Source organism: Rhodococcus sp. IC4_135 (assembly GCF_011602025.1).
GTDB classification, from domain to species: domain Bacteria; phylum Actinomycetota; class Actinomycetes; order Mycobacteriales; family Mycobacteriaceae; genus Rhodococcus_F; species Rhodococcus_F baikonurensis.
The window spans coordinates 106,491-124,250 of the sequence record NZ_JAAOLG010000004.1; the positions used below are offsets into that span (position 1 = coordinate 106,491).

Consider the following 17,760-nt stretch of genomic DNA (forward strand, 5'->3'; position numbering starts at 1 on the left):
AGTCCGCTGTCGCCGAGATTCCCGAACAAGAGCTTCCAGAAGCTGACATCACTGCGCCGGGAAAGCGTCCTTCCGGGCCCTTCCGAGTCGGTGACCGAGTCCAGCTGACCGACGGCAAGGGACGCCACTACACGATCGTCCTCGAGGCGAACCGTGAGTACCACACCCACAAGGGCGGAATCGTTCACAACGATCTGATCGGCGCCGACGAGGGCAGCGTCGTCAAGTCCGTCAACGGCACGCCCTACCTCGCCCTGCGTCCGCTACTGGTGGACTACGTGCTCTCCATGCCGCGCGGTGCCCAGGTCATCTACCCGAAGGACGCGGCTCAGATCGTCCACGAGGGCGACGTCTTCCCCGGAGCGCGCGTGCTCGAAGCCGGAGCCGGCTCCGGCGCATTGACGTGTTCACTACTGCGTGCCGTCGGACCCGAAGGCAAGGTCATCTCCTACGAGGTCCGCGACGATCATGCCGAACATGCGGTTCGCAACGTCGAGACCTTCTTCGGTGAACGTCCGCCGAACTGGGAACTGACCATCGCCGATCTCGCGGAGTTCGATCCGGAAGCGCACGGCGGCAAGGTCGATCGCGTCGTACTCGACATGTTGGCTCCGTGGGACGTTCTACCCGCCGTTTCGAAGGCCCTCGTCCCGGGCGGCGTTCTGATCGTCTACGTCGCGACCGTTACTCAGCTCTCGAAGGTCGTCGAAGCGATGCGCGAGCAGGAATGCTGGACCGAGCCCCGCTCGTGGGAATCGATCGTTCGCGGCTGGCACGTCGTCGGTTTGGCGGTGCGCCCCGAGCATCGGATGCAAGGCCACACCGCGTTCCTCGTGAGCGCTCGTCGTCTGGCCGAAGGAACGGTCACACCGAAGCCTCAGCGGCGTGCGGGCAAGGGCTCGAACACCGCGGCCAAGTAACCAGACGAAAACAACAAGAGCGGCGATCCGGATACCGGATCGCCGCTCTTGTTGTAGCTGGAAGTTATGCGGTGCAGGAAGCGCGGCCCATTTCCAGGAGCACGCAAGCCGAGGTGTCGGACAGCTTCCAGGAGCCGTCTTCGAGCTCCCAGGTCCACGGGGTGGCCGGTGCGGCGCCGTGCGGGCTGACGACCGCGACGTCTGCGGTTGCAGTCTGACCGTCAACCTTGACGTTGTCCACGTTGAACGTGATCGCGTAGGCCGGGTTACCGCCCAGCGCAGCACTCATCGTCTCGATGTTGGCCTGACGCTTGGTTCCGTCGACCACCAGAGCGGTCTTCTCCTCGATCGGCTTGGCCGGATCGATCAGAGCGACGAGCGAAGCGTTGAGCTCCTCGGCCGTCGGAGCCGCAGCGGCAGCGGCAGCTGACGTCGTGGCGGAAGCCGAGGCCTTGGCCGTGGTGCTCGAGGCGGCGGCGGAAGTCGAGCTGGCAGCCGTCGAGTCCTTGTTGTCGTCCGAGCTGCATGCACCCATGGTCAGGACGGCAGCGACGGCACAAGCGCTGATGAGAGTCTTGCGGATGATCACAGCGTTACCTTTCGTTGTAAAGAGAGACAGGCGCTGTCTCCATCTTGTAGGCAAGGCTAACATGACCAAATTCTGGCTCGAGACCAGTCGGCACGGTCCGCGCGCAGGTGTGAATTCGCACTCGCGCACCGTGTCTGGCGACAGTTGGGCCCTTATGCCGGTAGCGTTGATGGATCGCACTGGGAGGAGACGCACATGAGCTCGACAGAGAACCCGGATTCGGTTGCGGCAGCAGAAGAACTCCACGCGCTACGAGTGGAAGCACAAGTTCTGCGCCGACAACTTGCACAATCGCCGGAGCAGGTGCGTGAGCTGGAGTCGAAGGTGGACTCGTTGTCCATCCGAAACAGCAAGCTGATGGACACCCTCAAGGAGGCCCGTCAGCAGCTCATCGCACTTCGTGAAGAAGTCGACAGACTCGGTCAACCGCCGAGCGGTTACGGAGTCCTCCTCTCGGTACACGAGGACAAGACCGTCGACGTGTTCACGTCAGGTCGCAAGATGCGATTGACGTGCTCACCGAATATCGACACGGACACCCTCGCGCTCGGGCAGACGGTTCGTCTCAACGAGGCACTCACCATCGTCGAAGCCGGGACTTACGAGCAGGTCGGCGAGATCAGTACGCTCCGTGAGGTACTCGACGACGGCCTGCGCGCACTGGTTGTCGGTCATGCCGACGAAGAGCGCATCGTCTGGCTCGCAGCGCCGTTGGCAGCCGTCTTCGCCGACCCCGAGGCCGACATCATCGCGTACGACGCCGATTCTCCGACCAGGAAACTGCGTCCGGGCGACTCGTTGCTCGTCGACACCAAGGCCGGATACGCCTTCGAGCGCATCCCGAAGGCCGAGGTCGAGGATCTGGTTCTGGAGGAAGTTCCGGACGTTCACTACGACGACATCGGTGGTCTCGGTCGTCAGATCGAGCAGATCCGTGACGCCGTCGAGCTTCCGTTCCTGCACAAGGATCTGTTCCACGAGTATTCGCTTCGACCGCCGAAGGGCGTACTGCTCTACGGCCCGCCCGGTTGCGGTAAGACGCTCATCGCCAAGGCCGTCGCCAATTCGTTGGCCAAGAAGATCGCCGAAGCCCGCGGCCAGGACAGCAAGGACGCCAAGTCCTACTTCCTGAACATCAAAGGCCCGGAACTCCTGAACAAGTTCGTCGGCGAAACCGAGCGTCACATTCGGATGATCTTCCAGCGTGCTCGTGAGAAGGCGTCCGAGGGCACGCCCGTGATCGTCTTCTTCGACGAGATGGACTCGATCTTCCGTACCCGTGGTTCGGGAGTTTCCTCCGATGTGGAGACAACGGTCGTTCCGCAGCTGCTCAGCGAGATCGACGGCGTGGAAGGGCTCGAGAACGTCATCGTGATCGGTGCTTCCAACCGTGAGGACATGATCGACCCTGCCATCCTGCGTCCGGGCCGACTGGACGTGAAGATCAAGATCGAGCGTCCCGACGCGGAATCCGCGCAGGACATCTTCTCGAAGTACCTGGTGGACGGTCTGCCGATCAACGCGGACGACCTCGCCGAGTTCGGCGGAGATCGCACTGCATGCTTGAAGGCGATGATCGTTCGCGTCGTCGATCGCATGTACGCGGAGAGCGAAGAGAATCGTTTCCTCGAGGTCACCTACGCCAACGGTGACAAGGAAGTCCTGTTCTTCAAGGACTTCAACTCGGGTGCGATGATCCAGAACATCGTCGACCGCGCCAAGAAGTACGCGATCAAGTCGGTACTCGACACCGGTGCTCCGGGCTTGCGTGTGCAGCACCTCTTCGATTCCATCGTCGACGAGTTCGCCGAGAACGAGGATCTGCCCAACACCACCAATCCTGATGACTGGGCACGTATTTCGGGCAAGAAGGGAGAGCGGATCGTCTACATCCGCACTCTCGTCACGGGCAAGAACGCCAGTGCCAGCCGCGCGATCGACACGGAGTCGAACACGGGCCAGTATCTGTAGAAATACGAACATCGATCGGGCCGGCTACTCCTCGAGAGTTGCCGGCCCGATCGATGCGTCGCTGCTGTTCCCTCCGCTGCGATTGGACCGGTCGGTCGCGCTGGTTTAGAGTCCCGCCGTGCAGATACATCTTCGACACAATCCGTCGTCCACTGTGGCTCGCTGCTACCTCGCGCCCGGCGAACCGCTGCGCGTGGAGAGCGGAGCAATGCTCGCGCATTCCGCCGGGGTGGTTCTCGAAGCGAAGGCGCAGGGCGGCGTCCTGCAGGGACTCAAGCGGTCGATGCTGAGCGGCGAATCATTTTTCGTCACGACGTATACCGCTCCGCCGCAAGGTGGTTGGGTCGACGTGACCGGTGTGCTTCCCGGTGATCTGATCCCGCTGACCATCACGTCCGATCGCCCGTTCTTCCTCAACCGTGGAACCTGGTTGGCCAACTCCTACGGTGTGACGGTCGAGTCCAAGTGGGGAGGCATGTCCAACCTCTTCGGCGGTGAGGGCGGCTTCGGCCTGCGGGCAAGTGGTGACGGTGAAGTAGTGCTGGCCGTCTACGGCGCGATCGACGTCATCGACTTGCAGCCAGGTGAGACGGTCACGATCGATACCGGTCACGTGGTCGCCTACGACCTCGGGATGAACTTCAACATGCGGCGCGCCGTTCAGGGACGCACCATTCAGTCGATGAAGTCCGGCGAAGGATTTGTCTTCGACTTCACCGGACCCGGTCGCGTGCTCGCGCAGACCCGCAACCCCAGCGCGTTCGCCGCGTGGCTCTCGGCGATCACCCCGGGCTGATCGCAGTCCCGGTGGTATTCAAGCCCCAGTGGTGTTCAAGCTCCAGTGGTGTTCAAGCTCCAGTGGTGTTCAGCTCCAGCAATAGTCGGCCAGCAGCGCGCGTGAGTCCGGAACGAACGGCCACGACGGATCCTGCAGGTGGGCGCCGAGTTCCTTCGGCGTCCACCACCAACCTTCGGCGATCTCGCTGGGTTGATGTGCCATCGGCCCGTCGTATCTGAGTTCGAACGCGAACAGGTGACAGCGCAACGGAGAGTTCTCCCACTCACCGTCCCAGGATTTTCGAGCGATTTCGGTCAGTTGGAGTGGCTGATCTGCTGTTCCGAAGATTCCGAGTTCTTCGCCGACTTCACGGATCGCAGTTTCCTGCGGCGTCTCACCTGGATCCACGACACCTCCGGCAAGACAGTCGTGATAGCCCCCGAACACCGCTTTCGTGTCGGTTCGGCGATGAACGTAGATGCGAGAGCCGTCCCCGTTGCGAACCAGGACGCCCGCGCTCGCGTGCCAGAGCCCACCCGAGTAGACGACGGAACGCGTTGCTCGGCCGATCGGATTACCCGTCCGGTCGTACACGGCGACTACCTCGTCCGCGGGATTCAGGTCTGCGGTGAGAGGTTGGTGCATTCCTCCAACTGTGCCACGCCTGTAGGCGCCGCGCCGCAATCACATAGGCTCTTGTGTCATGCAGCGGATCATCGGTGTCGAGGTCGAATACGGAATATCTTCACCCAGTGAGCCGTCGGCGAATCCGATTCTCACTTCAACGCAGGCGGTGCTTGCCTACGCCGCCGCAGCGGGCGTGCCACGGGCCAAGCGCACACGCTGGGATTACGAAGTGGAATCTCCGCTGCGAGATGCCCGAGGCTTCGATCTGGGGCGAATGAGCGGTCCCGCACCGGTGATCGACGCGGACGAGATCGGCGCCGCGAACATGATTCTCACCAACGGGGCACGGTTGTACGTCGACCACGCCCATCCGGAGTACTCGGCCCCCGAGGTCGCCGACCCGCTCGATGCCGTGATCTGGGACAAGGCCGGCGAACGAGTGATGGAAGCGGCTGCACGGCACGCCTCCAGCGTGCCGGGTGCCCCACGGTTGCAGTTGTACAAGAACAACGTCGACGGCAAGGGTGCGTCGTACGGCACGCACGAGAACTATCTCTGCTCGCGTGACACCCCGTTCGCCTCGATTGTCACCGGCTTGACGCCGTTCTTCGCGTCTCGGCAGGTGATCTGCGGTTCCGGTCGTGTGGGTCTCGGTCAGTCCGGCGACGACGCCGGATTCCAGCTTTCGCAGCGATCCGACTACATCGAGGTCGAAGTAGGCCTCGAGACCACGCTCAAGCGCGGAATCATCAACACCCGCGACGAACCGCACGCGGATGCGGACAAGTACCGCCGTCTGCACGTCATCATCGGTGATGCGAACCTCGCGGAGATGTCGACGTATCTCAAGGTGGGAACAACCGCGCTGGTACTCGACCTGATCGAGGCGGGTGTCGACCTCACCGATCTGCAACTGGCACGTCCGGTCACCGCCGTCCACCACATCAGCCACGACCCCACGCTGCGCAAGACCGTTGCACTGGCCGACGGTCGCGAACTGACTGGGCTTGCGCTGCAACGTATTTACCTCGAACGAGTCTCGAAGTTCCTCGATCGCGAGGCCGATCGTGACCCGCGAGCGGACGATATCGTCGCCAAGTGGGCGATGGTCCTCGATCTCCTCGAGCGCGATCCCATGGAGTGCGCGAACATCCTCGACTGGCCGGCCAAACTGCGTCTGCTCGAAGGCTTCCGCAATCGTGAGGGACTCGCGTGGTCGGCGCCGCGATTGCATCTGGTGGATCTGCAGTACTCAGACGTGCGACTCGACAAGGGCCTGTACAACCGCCTGGTTGCTCGCGGCTCCATGGAGCGGCTTGTAACCGAACAGCAGGTTCTCGACGCGGTCACGAACCCTCCCACCGACACTCGCGCATACTTCCGCGGCGAGTGCTTACGCCGATTCGGTGCCGATATCGCGGCCGCGAGCTGGGATTCGGTCATCTTCGATCTCGGCGGCGAATCGTTGATCCGCATCCCTACCCTCGAGCCGCTTCGAGGTACCAAAGCGCACGTCGGAGCATTGCTCGACTCCGTGGACAGCGCCGCGGAATTGGTCGATCAGCTCACTCACTGAAATCAGCCGATGCGGCTCGCCGTCGCGTCTCTCCACACCTGACGGTGCCGCTCGGTAGGGTGAAGGTCCGAGCGGGATCAGTTACCGACTCTGCTGGGCCGAACAGGATGCTCGCGAGAGCTCCCTTCACACAAGGAGGTCGACGGCGATGGCTCAAGAACAGACGCAGCGTGCCGGTGGCGGCGAAGACGACGAAACCACTGGTGGCGACGGCAGTGCCGGCCAGGAACGTCGCGAGAAGCTCGCTGCAGAAACCGACGACCTGCTCGACGAGATCGACGACGTGTTGGAAGAGAACGCCGAGGACTTCGTCCGTGCCTACGTCCAGAAGGGCGGCCAGTGACGGTGGATCGCGCGCCCCGGATCACAGACGGGGACACACGGTTGAGCTTCGGCTCGAATCTGTCGTCATTCTCGGAATACCTTCGGGTGCACGCACCGGAACATCTTCCGCAGAACCGCTTCGCCGACACAGGAGGTGTTGTCATGGGCGGGGGAGACGTAGCTCCGCACGGCACCACCATCGTCGCGATCAGCTACGCGGGTGGAGTTCTGCTCGCTGGTGATCGCCGGGCGACGATGGGCAACCTCATCGCCAGCCGTGACGTGCAGAAGGTATACGTCACCGACGACTACTCGGCTGCGGGTATCGCCGGAACGGCCGGGATCGCAATCGAACTGGTCCGACTCTTCGCGGTCGAGCTCGAACATTACGAGAAGATCGAAGGCGTCCCCCTCACGTTCGACGGCAAGGCCAATCGACTCTCGTCGATGGTTCGAGGAAATCTCGGAGCAGCGATGCAGGGTTTGGCGGTCGTGCCACTGCTCGTGGGTTACGACCTCGACGCGGTCGATCCGTCGACCGCCGGTCGCATCGTCTCCTACGACGTCGTCGGTGGACGATACGAGGAGCGCGCTGGCTATCACGCAGTCGGATCAGGTTCCCTGTTCGCGAAATCGGCGCTCAAGAAGCTGTATTCACCGGGAATCGACGAGGACACTGCGCTTCGGTTCGCTGTCGAGGCGCTGTACGACGCGGCAGACGACGATTCGGCTACCGGTGGTCCTGACCTGACACGCGGGATCTATCCGACAGCGGTCACCATCACCTCGGCCGGCGCCGTGGAGTTGTCGCCCACCAAGGCTGCCGAGATCGCCAGGGAGATCGTCGCGGCTCGCACGGCGACCGCGAGTCCGGAAGGGGAGTCTGCGCTATGACGATGCCGTATTACGCATCAGCCGAACAGATCATGCGCGATCGTTCGGAATTGGCGCGCAAGGGAATTGCCCGCGGACGCAGCGTCGTCGTTCTCACCTATCGCGACGGAGTGCTCTTTGTCGCGGAGAATCCGTCGCGTGCTCTGCACAAGGTCAGCGAACTGTACGACCGTCTCGGATTTGCGGCGGTGGGCAAGTACAACGAGTTCGAGAATCTGCGTCGTGCGGGCATCGTCCACGCGGACATGCGCGGGTACTCGTACGACCGTCGGGATGTCACGGGGCGTTCGCTCGCCAACGCGTACGCACAGACATTGGGAACGATCTTCACCGAGCAGCCCAAGCCGTACGAGGTCGAGATCTGCGTTGCCGAGATCGGCCGTTTCGGGAGTAGTACGCCGGCCCAGCTCTACCGGATCACGTACGACGGTTCCATCGCGGACGAGCAGGAATTCGTGGTCATGGGCGGCACGACCGAACCGATCGTGACGGCGATGCGCGAGTCCTATCAGCGAGACCTCGACCTCGAATCCGCGGTGCGGCTCGCGGTCGGGGCGCTCCAAAAGGGCGGCCCGGCGCCGGCCGGAACCGCCGAGGCGGAACCGCGAACTCTCGACGTGAGTGCACTCGAGGTTGCTGTCCTCGACAGCAACCGTCCACGCCGTGCGTTCAAACGGATCGCGGGGACGGCGTTGGAAGAGATGCTTCCAGCGCCGGCAGCAACCGAGGATGCGCCGCCGGCAAACGGCGACGCACCCTCGTAGTCACTGTGCAGGTCTGGGAATCACTGCGTGATTCTGTAGACGGCCACCGCGCCCGGTTCGGTGTCGAAATCGAACCGGCGCGCGTCTGCCACCACTTCACCGTCGGTGGCGATGGCTACCGGTGAATCGGCCACTCGAACCGACATCGACGAGACGAGTTCGCGAACGTAGACCCGCGAGCTGCCCAATGTGCCTGTGGCAGCCGCAAACAGCAGACGTGAGCGCGAGAATTTCTTGTCCGCGCGCAGATAGCGGACGTCGAGTAGTCCACGGTTCATCTCCGGACGCGACATCGGCACCTGATCAGCGGGGGAGTACCTCCCGTTTCCGACGAACAGCATCCAGATGGTGGTCCGCTTCCCGTCGATGGTGACCGTCATCGGCTCTGCCGCTGCGAGAACACGCATCATCGCGGCTCCCGCGGCCGGCCACTTACCGAATCGCGGTTCCCACTTTTCCCTCAGACGCACAGCGTCGGGGTATCCGCCGAGGCTTGCGGTGTTGAGAAACCGTGCAGTCACTCCGGAATCCGTGCGCACCACCGCATGGTCGACAAATGCTGCCTGCCCCGACTCGACTGCCTGTGCGGTCTCCTCGACATTCACCGCCCCGACGTCGCGGGCGAAGTGGTTAAGCGTTCCGCCGGGAAAAACCGCAAGTGGTAGCTCGTGCTTTGTCGCCGCGGTCGCGACCGTCACCACTGTTCCGTCGCCCCCGCATACTCCCAACGCCTTCGGTGAGAGTTCGGGGATCTTGGCATCGATCTGCATGTCGAAGTCGATGTCCGCGTCGAACTCGTAGACGATCGCCTCCGGAAGAAGTTCTCGAATCGATTCCACGATCCCGTCGTCCTCGGAGCCTGAACCAGGATTGGTGAAGACCAACAAGCCTTCTCCGCGCGGGAGCGCGGGGACGACGCACTCGGGTCCGAGTTCGGCGGGTTCTTCGTCGCGCACCGCCCACCAACGGCGGGTGCCGGCAGCGATTGCGCCGCCGACCGCGAGGCCCGCGAAGACGTCGGACGGCCAGTGGACTCCGTTGTGAACGCGTGAATACGCCACTGCTGCAGCGAGTGGTGCCAGCGCAGCTCCCGCAACCGGGGATTCCATGGCCACTGCGGCAGTGAATGCCGCTGCTGATGAGGAATGGCCGGAGGGGAACGAGGACGAGGTCGGGATGTCGACTCCTCGCTTGGGGCTCAGCCAGACGCGTGCCGGTGGGCGTCGGCGGGGAAAGAGGGGCTTGAGAATGCCGTTGGCCAGCGCGCTCGAACCGGCCAGTGCGAGCAGCCCGCGTGCTGCTGCCCTACGGGGCCGCCCGCCGATCATCGCGAGCAAGGCGGCGACAACCATCCACAAAACGCCGTGATCGGCGGCTCTGGAGAGAAACCGCATGGTCGGGTCGAGCACGGAAGGGCGCAGTGCTCCAGTACTTTCCATGACTTTGACGTCGCTTCGGACAACTTTTCGGCGAATAAGGCTCACACCGTCACACTATGCCGCTGCCCGACGTTGTCGAGTCGTGACTTACGACGCGATCGAAGTACACGGGTGAACCTCCCATTCTGGTTGTAGTGTCGAAGTGTGCAGAGACGAATCATGGGTATCGAGACGGAATTCGGCGTTACCTGCACCTTTCACGGGCACAGGCGACTGAGCCCCGACGAGGTTGCTCGTTACCTCTTCCGTCGTGTCGTGTCGTGGGGCCGCAGCTCCAACGTCTTCCTCCGCAACGGGGCCCGCTTGTACCTGGACGTGGGTTCGCACCCGGAGTACGCGACGGCCGAGTGCGACAGTCTCATCCAGTTGGTCAATCACGACCGCGCCGGTGAGCGTGTGCTCGAAGAACTGCTGATCGACGCCGAGGCGAGACTTGCCGAGGAGGGGATCGGTGGCGACATCTACCTCTTCAAGAACAACACCGACTCGGCCGGAAACTCGTACGGCTGCCATGAGAACTTTCTCGTCGCGCGTGCCGGTGAGTTCTCCCGCATTTCGGACGTCTTGCTGCCGTTCCTCGTCACGCGCCAGTTGATCTGCGGTGCCGGCAAGGTACTGCAGACACCGAAGGCCGCGACGTTCTGCCTCTCGCAGCGCGCGGAACACATCTGGGAGGGCGTCTCGTCGGCCACCACTCGTTCGCGTCCGATCATCAACACCCGCGACGAACCGCACGCGGACGCCGAGAAGTACCGCCGACTGCACGTGATCGTCGGCGATTCGAACATGGCCGAAACGACGACGATGCTCAAGGTCGGTTCTGCAGCACTGGTGCTCGAGATGATCGAAGCCGGGGTTTCGTTCCGCGATTTCGCCCTGGACAATCCGATTCGTGCCATCCGCGAGGTCAGTCACGACGTGACCGGCAAGAAGCCTGTCCGCCTCGCTGGTGGTCGTCAGGCCAGTGCCCTCGACATTCAACGCGAGTATCACGCCAAGGCAGTCGAACATCTGCGAAACCGCGAACCGGACGCGCAGGTGGAGCAGGTTGTCGACCTGTGGGGTCGCACCCTCGACGCCGTTGAAGCTCAGGATTTCGCGAAGGTCGATACGGAGATCGACTGGGTCATCAAGCGCAAGCTGTTCCAGCGATACCAGGACCGTCACGGTTTCGACCTGTCCGATCCCAAGATCGCGCAGCTCGACTTGGCTTACCACGACATCAAACGCGGCCGGGGCGTCTTCGACGTGCTGCAGCGCAAGGGCTTGGTCAAGCGGGTCACCGAGGACGAGACGATCGACGACGCCGTCGAGAATCCGCCGCAGACCACGCGCGCGAAATTGCGAGGCGACTTCATCACCGCAGCCCAGGCAGCAGGCCGGGACTTCACGGTCGACTGGGTTCACCTCAAGCTCAACGATCAGGCACAGAGAACGGTGCTCTGCAAGGACCCGTTCCGTTCCGTCGACGAGCGTGTCGAGCGTTTGATCGCTTCGATGTAGGTCACCCAATTTCGCGATTTACAACACGGCAGGTCTGTTTTGCGGCGACGCGCCGGGCACGAAAGTGTCCGGCGCGCGTTCGGTTATCGGATAGCCACTAGGATTTCGGCGTGGCGACATCAAAAATCGAGCGGTTGATGAACCTGGTGATCGCATTGCTGTCCACCAGACAGTTCCTCACGGCGGAGAAAATCCGTGACAGTGTGGCCGGGTACAACGAATCCGCGAACTACGAAGCGTTCAGTCGCATGTTCGAGCGCGACAAGAACGAACTTCGTGACCTGGGTGTCCCGTTGGAAACCGGTCTGGCAGGACGGTTCTCGACGGTCGAGGGGTACCGGATCAATCGCAATGCCTACGAGCTTCCGGACGTGGACCTCACCAGCGAGGAATCTGCTGCGGTCGCCGTCGCGGTGCAGTTGTGGGAATCGCCGGAACTGATTTCGGCAGCCCAGAGTGCACTACTCAAACTCCGAGCGGCCGGCGTCCAGGTCGACTCAGAAGTCAGTGCCGCGCCGGTCACCGCGATTCCGGCACGAACCCGGGGTTCGGAGCCCGCGCTCGGCAAGCTGCTTGCAGCGGTCGACGCCGGCCGAGCAGTTCATTTTCAGCACCGCGGGGCATTGAACGAACCGTTCACCGAGCGCACCGTCGAACCGTGGGGCGTCGTCACGCACAACGGCAAGTGGTATCTGGTCGGGCACGACGTCGACCGGGATGCGGTGAGGACCTTCCGGCTCTCCCGAATCGGTGACGACGTCAGGGAGTTCGGCCCGGCCGGTTCGGTTCACAAACCCGAAGGTGTCGATCTTCGCGAGGTCGTCGATCGCGTGACCGGTTCGGGCGTCGTGACCGGGACCGCCACCGTGTGGGTCGCAGACGGCCGCGCGCATGAGCTTCGCCGGCTTGCGACGTCGTCTTCCGATCGGCGGTTGACCGATCGTGACGGCAGCGTGCTGGCCATTCCCGTCCGATCCTGGGAATGGACCGCTCGGTTGATCGCCGGCCACGGGTTGGATGCGCTGGTGTTGGACCCACCGGATTTGCGTGCGGAGGTCGTCGCGAAGCTCCGCGCCGCCGCAGCGAGCCCGATCACCAGCAATGGACAGAGGGACAACTGATGAGCAATCGACTGTCGTCGCGGTTGGCGCGGCTTCTCAACCTCGTGCCGTACTTCATCGCGAATCCTGGTATTAGTCCCGCCGAGGCCGCCGAGGAACTCGGCGTCAGCACCACCCAACTGATGACCGACCTCAATCAACTATGGGTCTGCGGACTGCCCGGTTACGGCCCCGGTGATCTCATCGACCTGTCCTTCTCCGAGGAAAGTATCGAGGTCACGTTCTCGGCCGGGATCGATCGCCCGTTGCGCCTCACCTCCACGGAAGCGACGGCATTGCTGATCGCCCTTCGGTCGTTGGTGGAAATGCCGGGGATGGTCGATCCGTCTTCGGCTCAGCGCGCTATCGCGAAGATCGAGGACGCCGCCGGATCGGCCGCGGCACGAGCCATCGGTCAAGATCGAGATACGTCGCCGACGCCGGACATCGCCGAAGACCCGATCGCCGCGACGGTCAGAGCCGCGCTCGCGGACAAGACCGCCCTCAGATTGACGTATTACTCGGCCTCGCGTGACGCGGTCTCCGAGCGCATCGTCGACCCCGTTCGCATCGTGTTGGTCGACAACTACAGCTACCTCCAGGCGTGGTGCCGTCAAGCCGAGGGCGTGCGCTTGTTCCGATTCGATCGGATCGACGCTGCCGTCCAACTCGACGAGCCGGCCGACCCGCCGCCGCAGGCCCTCGAGGAGGATTCGAATCTCGAGTTGTTCAGCGGCGACGGTTCCCTTCCGGAAGCACGGTTGTCCATCACCAAAGAGTGGGTGTGGATGCTCGACTACTACCCGATGGACGTCGAGCACGTGAACGACGACGGGTCGGTCGAGGCGACGATGAGTTTCGGAACACTGGAATGGATGGCGAGGCTGGTGTTGGGATTCGGTGAGGGAGTTCGGGTCCTTCATCCACCGGAACTGGTCTCCGAAGTACATGATCGGGCCGTTGCGGCGCTCGACGCCTATGACGTAATCGGTTCGTAAAACTTCGGGAAACGTCACGTTCAGTGAGTTCGCAGGAAACAAACAGGTAAAAGGTAGCTGAAGTAAGTGCTTTGGCACCTCCGAGCGCCGGTTGTGTCCGGTAGCATCGAGGAATCTGATCATGGGAGGTCGTTATGGGTGCAATGCAGCCGATGCATTGGCTGATTGTCGCTGTTGTCGTCGTAATTCTGTTCGGGTCGAAGAAGCTTCCCGATGCAGCACGCGGTCTGGGTCGTTCCCTCCGCATCTTCAAGAGCGAAGTCAAGGAAATGCAGAACGACGATGCGGCGCCCGCAAGCGCGCCGGTCGCACAGCCTGCTCCGGCACAGTTGCCGACGGCCAACACCGCGGTGGTCGCAAACGGTGCAGCAGCACCTGTTGCGCAGCCGACCGAAGTCAAGCCGCTCTAGTACACACTGCGTTCTAGCCGGGGTGAAATATTCGTTCACCCCGGTTGTCTGCTGACCAAGACCAGGATGCACAGTGCGTATTCCGTTAGACCCGCGTAACCGCAAGCGGAAGGTCAACCCAGACGGCACCATGTCGTTGGTCGACCACCTGTACGAATTGCGGACTCGTTTGTTGTTCGCATTCCTCGGCGTGATCATCACCACGGCGTTCGGCTTCTTCTGGTACTCACACTCGATACTCGGTCTCGAAAGTCTGGGCGATCTGCTTCGTGGACCGTACTGTGAGCTTCCGTCCGAGAGTCGCGCCAACCTCAGCACCGACGACGCGTGCCGATTGCTGGCGACCGGGCCGTTCGAGCAGTTCATGCTGCGATTCAAAGTGGCGCTCACCGCCGGCATCGTTCTTGCCTGCCCGGTGTGGCTTTACCAACTGTGGGCATTCATCACCCCGGGCCTCTACGCAAAGGAACGTCGATACGCGGTCGGATTCGTCACCGCCGGTGCCGCTCTCTTCATTCTCGGCGCAATCCTGGCGTACCTCGTCGTGGCGAAGGCTTTGCACTTCCTCCTGACCATCGGCGACAACGTCCAGATCACCGCGCTCAGTGGTTCGGAGTACTTCGGCTTCATCATCAATCTGCTGCTCATCTTCGGTGTCAGCTTCGAAATTCCACTGCTCGTGGTCGTGCTGAACTTTGCGGGCATTCTGACGTACGAGCGTCTGAAGGCCTGGCGTCGAGGATTGATCTTCGGGCTCTTCGTATTCGCTGCAGTTGCCACGCCGGGTTCGGATCCGTTCTCGATGCTGGCGCTCGCTCTGGCTCTCACGCTTCTCTTCGAGGTCGCGGTCCAGATCGCTCGTCTCAACGACAAGCGCAAGGCCAAGCGAGCCGGCGAAGACTGGGGCGCACTGTCCGACGAGGAAGCTTCCTCCATCTCGGCTCCGTCCGATCTGAACGAGGCTTTCGACAATCCGACCAAACCCAAGGCCGAATCCAGTGGATTGTTCGGACGTAAGTCCAAGTCCAAGGCTTCGGTCGCGGAGAAATCCGACACTGCCGGCGACAACGCGCCCGGCCAGGATTTCACCGACACTCTCTGAGCGCCGTGCCACCACGTCGGCGGCGTGTGAAACCCTGACGAGGTGGTTATGAACAAGAGTGAACTGAGCACGTTCGCGTCCAGCCTGAAGTTCGAACTCGATCCTTTCCAGGTGAAGGCATGCGTTGCGCTCGAAGCGGGCCACGGAGTCCTTGTCTGCGCACCGACCGGCGCAGGCAAGACCGTGGTCGGCGAGTTCGCTGTCCACCTGGCTCTGGCAGCGGGACGCAAGTGTTTCTACACGACGCCGATCAAGGCGTTGAGCAATCAGAAGTACGCCGAACTCGTCGAGCGCTACGGCGCCAGCGAAGTCGGCCTGCTGACGGGTGATTCGAGTATCAACTCCGACGCACCGGTGGTCGTCATGACCACCGAAGTCCTGCGGAACATGCTTTACGCCAACTCCGAGGCGCTGCGCGGGCTTTCGCACGTCGTCATGGACGAGGTGCACTACCTGGCCGACCGATTCCGCGGGGCGGTGTGGGAGGAAGTGATCCTGCACCTGTCCGAGGATGTTCGCCTGGTGAGCTTGTCGGCCACCGTGAGCAATGCCGAGGAGTTCGGCGCCTGGATGGAGACCGTTCGGGGAGATACCACTGTGGTCGTGGACGAAACGCGGCCGATTCCGCTGTGGCAGCACATCATGGTCGGTCGACGAATTTTCGATCTCTTCGACAGCCGCAGTCACCCTGCCGCTGGGCCGAAGACCGTGCTCGTCGACCAGGATCTGGTTCGCCACGTCAAACAGCGTCAGGCTCTCGAACGCGTCGAGAGCTGGCAGCCGCGTGGCCGCGGACGCCGTGGCAGCTACCAGAGTTCCAATGATTTCCGGCCCCTGCCGCGACCTGACGTCATCGCTCAGCTCGATCAGTCCGGACTGCTACCGGCCATCACCTTCATCTTCAGCCGTGCCGGTTGTGATGCGGCTCTTGCACAGTGCCTACGATCCCGGCTGGACCTGACTTCCCCGGAGCAGGTTCGCGAGATAGACACCATCATCGAAAAGCACACCGGCGAACTCCCCGAGGAAGATCTCGAAGTTCTCGGATATCGGGACTGGTGCAAGGCGTTGCGTCGCGGACTGGCCTCTCACCATGCCGGCATGCTGCCGGCATTCCGCCAGACAGTCGAGGAACTGTTCGTCAAAGGTCTCGTGCGGGCGGTTTTCGCGACCGAGACGTTGGCCCTCGGGATCAACATGCCGGCCCGAACGGTGGTGCTCGAACGGCTGGTCAAGTACAACGGCGAATCGCATGCCGAACTGACGCCGGGGGAATACACGCAGCTGACTGGTCGAGCCGGCCGACGCGGTATCGACGTCGAAGGGCACGCTGTGGTCCTGTGGCAGCCCGGTGTCGAGCCGACGGACGTCGCCGGATTGGCGTCGACTCGGACGTTCCCGCTCCGCAGTTCGTTCCGCCCCTCGTACAACATGTCGATCAATCTGGTCGAGCGCATGGGTGCGGCCGATTCACGCAAGCTGCTCGAGCGTTCCTTCGCACAGTTCCAAGCGGATCGCTCGGTGGTCGGCCTGGTGCGTGGCATCGAGCGGAACGAAGAAGCACTGAAGGGTTTGCAGGAGAAACTCGGCGGTGCAGACGGCGAGTACTTCGAATACGCGTCGTTGCGTGAGCGGCTCAGTGCGCGCGAGCGTGCGCTCGAACGTAAGGGCCGCGAGGACCGCCGCGGAGATGCGGTGGAGTCCCTCCGCGCACTCGCCCGCGGCGACGTCATCGCAATTCCCATCGGTCGTCATTCCGGAGTGGCTGTGGTCCTCGTCCCGGACAACGATCCGAAGGACCCACGACCGCTCGTTCTGACTGCCGATCAGTGGGCCGGCCGTCTTTCGTCCGGAGATTTCCCCGAAGCCGCCGAGGTCCTGGGAAAGATGCGCCTGCCCAAGCACGTCGATCACCACACCGCCCGGATCCGGCGCGATCTGGCTTCGGCGTTGCGAAGTACCGGGATCAGTGCGCCCAGGCGGAAGAAGCGCCACAAGGCGGGCGCGTCCGAGGACGCCGAGGTCGCTACTTTGCGTCGCGCTATTCGGTCGCATCCGTGCCACAGCTGGCCCGATCGCGAACATCTGAGCCGGATCGGTGAGCGCTACAACCGCCTGGCCCGCGAAACACAGGCGATGCGGGAAAAGGCTGCGGCCACCACCAACTCGCTGGCGCGGACGTTCGACCGAATCATCGCGCTGCTCAAAGAGCGTGAGTACATGACTGCCGAAGCAGCCCCCGAAGTCACCGAATCCGGACGACGACTCAGCCGCATCTACTCGGAAAGCGACCTTCTGGTCGCCGAGTGCCTGCGAACCGGCGCGTGGACGGGTCTCAGCCCGGCCGAACTTGCGGCCGTCGTGTCCTCGGTGGTCTACGAATCGCGTCGGGACGGCGACACCGTTGACCGGGTGCCGACGGCGGCACTTCGTCACGCGCTCAACGACACTCAACGACTCTGGAGCGAACTGCGGTCGGACGAGATTCGCCACAAGCTACCGCCGACGCGGGAACCGGATCTCGGATTCGTCACTGCCGTTTATCACTGGGCAAGTGAGAACTCGCTTGTCGACGCGCTGATCGCGGCCGGAGTGCAGGGCCGTGCACTGTCTGCGGGTGATTTTGTTCGCTGGTGTCGTCAGGTGATCGACCTCCTCGATCAGGTCCGCCTGACTTCGACGGATGCCGACGTAGCGAAGACTGCGGCGCGGGCGGTAGCTGCAATTCGTCGCGGGGTAGTTGCTGTCGACGCAGCATGACCTCA

16 protein-coding genes are annotated in these 17,760 nt (G+C 62.8%); 13 read left to right on the plus strand and 3 right to left on the minus strand.

Translation table 11 applies throughout. The features are described from left to right. Window positions 1-47: 47 nt before the first annotated feature. Window positions 48-920, plus strand: a complete 873-nt coding sequence (locus G8767_RS10735; protein WP_172436545.1) for a tRNA (adenine-N1)-methyltransferase — start codon at window positions 48-50, stop codon at window positions 918-920. Between the two features lie 64 nt (window positions 921-984). Here G8767_RS10735 and G8767_RS10740 read toward each other — a convergent pair whose 3' ends face one another. After that, window positions 985-1,509 (minus strand): hypothetical protein, encoded by a 525-nt coding sequence (locus G8767_RS10740; RefSeq protein ID WP_003944789.1) that lies wholly within the window; start codon window positions 1,507-1,509, stop codon window positions 985-987. A 195-nt stretch (window positions 1,510-1,704) separates the two neighbouring features. On the opposite strand from G8767_RS10740, the gene arc reads away from it, so the two are divergent. Continuing rightward, the gene (arc, locus tag G8767_RS10745) at window positions 1,705-3,480 is read left to right on the plus strand and encodes a proteasome ATPase (RefSeq protein ID WP_003944870.1); all 1,776 of its coding nucleotides are present in this window, start codon (window positions 1,705-1,707) and stop codon (window positions 3,478-3,480) included. 118 nt (window positions 3,481-3,598) lie between these two features. Beyond that, window positions 3,599-4,276, plus strand: a complete 678-nt coding sequence (locus tag G8767_RS10750) for a TIGR00266 family protein (RefSeq protein ID WP_003944961.1) — start codon at window positions 3,599-3,601, stop codon at window positions 4,274-4,276. Window positions 4,277-4,345: 69 nt separating this feature from the next. Here the strand turns inward: G8767_RS10750 and G8767_RS10755 are convergent, their stop codons facing one another. After that, a complete protein-coding gene (locus tag G8767_RS10755) occupies window positions 4,346-4,903 on the minus strand; it encodes an NUDIX domain-containing protein (RefSeq protein ID WP_166810150.1) in 558 nt (185 codons plus the stop codon). A gap of 58 nt (window positions 4,904-4,961) precedes the next feature. Between G8767_RS10755 and dop the strand changes: the two genes are divergently transcribed. From dop to prcA, 4 genes are all read left to right on the plus strand, one after another. Beyond that, on the plus strand, window positions 4,962-6,461 hold the full coding sequence (dop, locus tag G8767_RS10760) for a depupylase/deamidase Dop (protein ID WP_095970087.1): 1,500 nt from the start codon (window positions 4,962-4,964) through the stop codon (window positions 6,459-6,461). Window positions 6,462-6,609: 148 nt separating this feature from the next. Then, window positions 6,610-6,804 (plus strand): ubiquitin-like protein Pup, encoded by a 195-nt coding sequence (locus G8767_RS10765; protein ID WP_003944925.1) that lies wholly within the window; start codon window positions 6,610-6,612, stop codon window positions 6,802-6,804. Beyond that, window positions 6,801-7,679 (plus strand): proteasome subunit beta, encoded by an 879-nt coding sequence (prcB, locus tag G8767_RS10770; protein WP_095970088.1) that lies wholly within the window; start codon window positions 6,801-6,803, stop codon window positions 7,677-7,679. Before G8767_RS10765 ends, prcB begins: the two co-directional genes overlap by 4 nt. Next, the gene (prcA, locus tag G8767_RS10775) at window positions 7,676-8,443 is read left to right on the plus strand and encodes a proteasome subunit alpha (RefSeq protein WP_095970089.1); all 768 of its coding nucleotides are present in this window, start codon (window positions 7,676-7,678) and stop codon (window positions 8,441-8,443) included. Before prcB ends, prcA begins: the two co-directional genes overlap by 4 nt. 20 nt (window positions 8,444-8,463) lie before the next feature. Here prcA and G8767_RS10780 read toward each other — a convergent pair whose 3' ends face one another. Further along, window positions 8,464-9,882 carry a phosphatase PAP2 family protein gene (locus G8767_RS10780; RefSeq protein WP_172436546.1) on the minus strand — a complete coding sequence of 473 codons (1,419 nt, stop codon included), beginning with the start codon at window positions 9,880-9,882 and terminating at the stop codon, window positions 8,464-8,466. 144 nt (window positions 9,883-10,026) lie between these two features. Between G8767_RS10780 and pafA the strand changes: the two genes are divergently transcribed. The 6 genes from pafA (at window position 10,027) to G8767_RS10810 (ending at window position 17,755) form a co-directional block, all read left to right on the plus strand. Next, a complete protein-coding gene (gene pafA / locus G8767_RS10785; protein ID WP_185564761.1) occupies window positions 10,027-11,385 on the plus strand; it encodes a Pup--protein ligase in 1,359 nt (452 codons plus the stop codon). A gap of 110 nt (window positions 11,386-11,495) precedes the next feature. After that, window positions 11,496-12,506 (plus strand): YafY family protein, encoded by a 1,011-nt coding sequence (locus G8767_RS10790; protein ID WP_166810151.1) that lies wholly within the window; start codon window positions 11,496-11,498, stop codon window positions 12,504-12,506. After that, a complete protein-coding gene (locus tag G8767_RS10795) occupies window positions 12,506-13,483 on the plus strand; it encodes a YafY family protein (protein WP_166810152.1) in 978 nt (325 codons plus the stop codon). Before G8767_RS10790 ends, G8767_RS10795 begins: the two co-directional genes overlap by 1 nt. A 134-nt stretch (window positions 13,484-13,617) precedes the next feature. Further along, window positions 13,618-13,893, plus strand: a complete 276-nt coding sequence (gene tatA, locus G8767_RS10800) for a Sec-independent protein translocase subunit TatA (protein WP_003944836.1) — start codon at window positions 13,618-13,620, stop codon at window positions 13,891-13,893. 73 nt (window positions 13,894-13,966) lie between these two features. Beyond that, on the plus strand, window positions 13,967-14,995 hold the full coding sequence (gene tatC / locus G8767_RS10805) for a twin-arginine translocase subunit TatC (RefSeq protein WP_124568552.1): 1,029 nt from the start codon (window positions 13,967-13,969) through the stop codon (window positions 14,993-14,995). A 48-nt stretch (window positions 14,996-15,043) separates the two neighbouring features. Further along, complete coding sequence (locus G8767_RS10810) at window positions 15,044-17,755, plus strand: RNA helicase (RefSeq protein ID WP_166810153.1); 2,712 nt, start codon at window positions 15,044-15,046, stop codon at window positions 17,753-17,755. The last annotated feature ends 5 nt before the right edge of the window (window positions 17,756-17,760 follow it).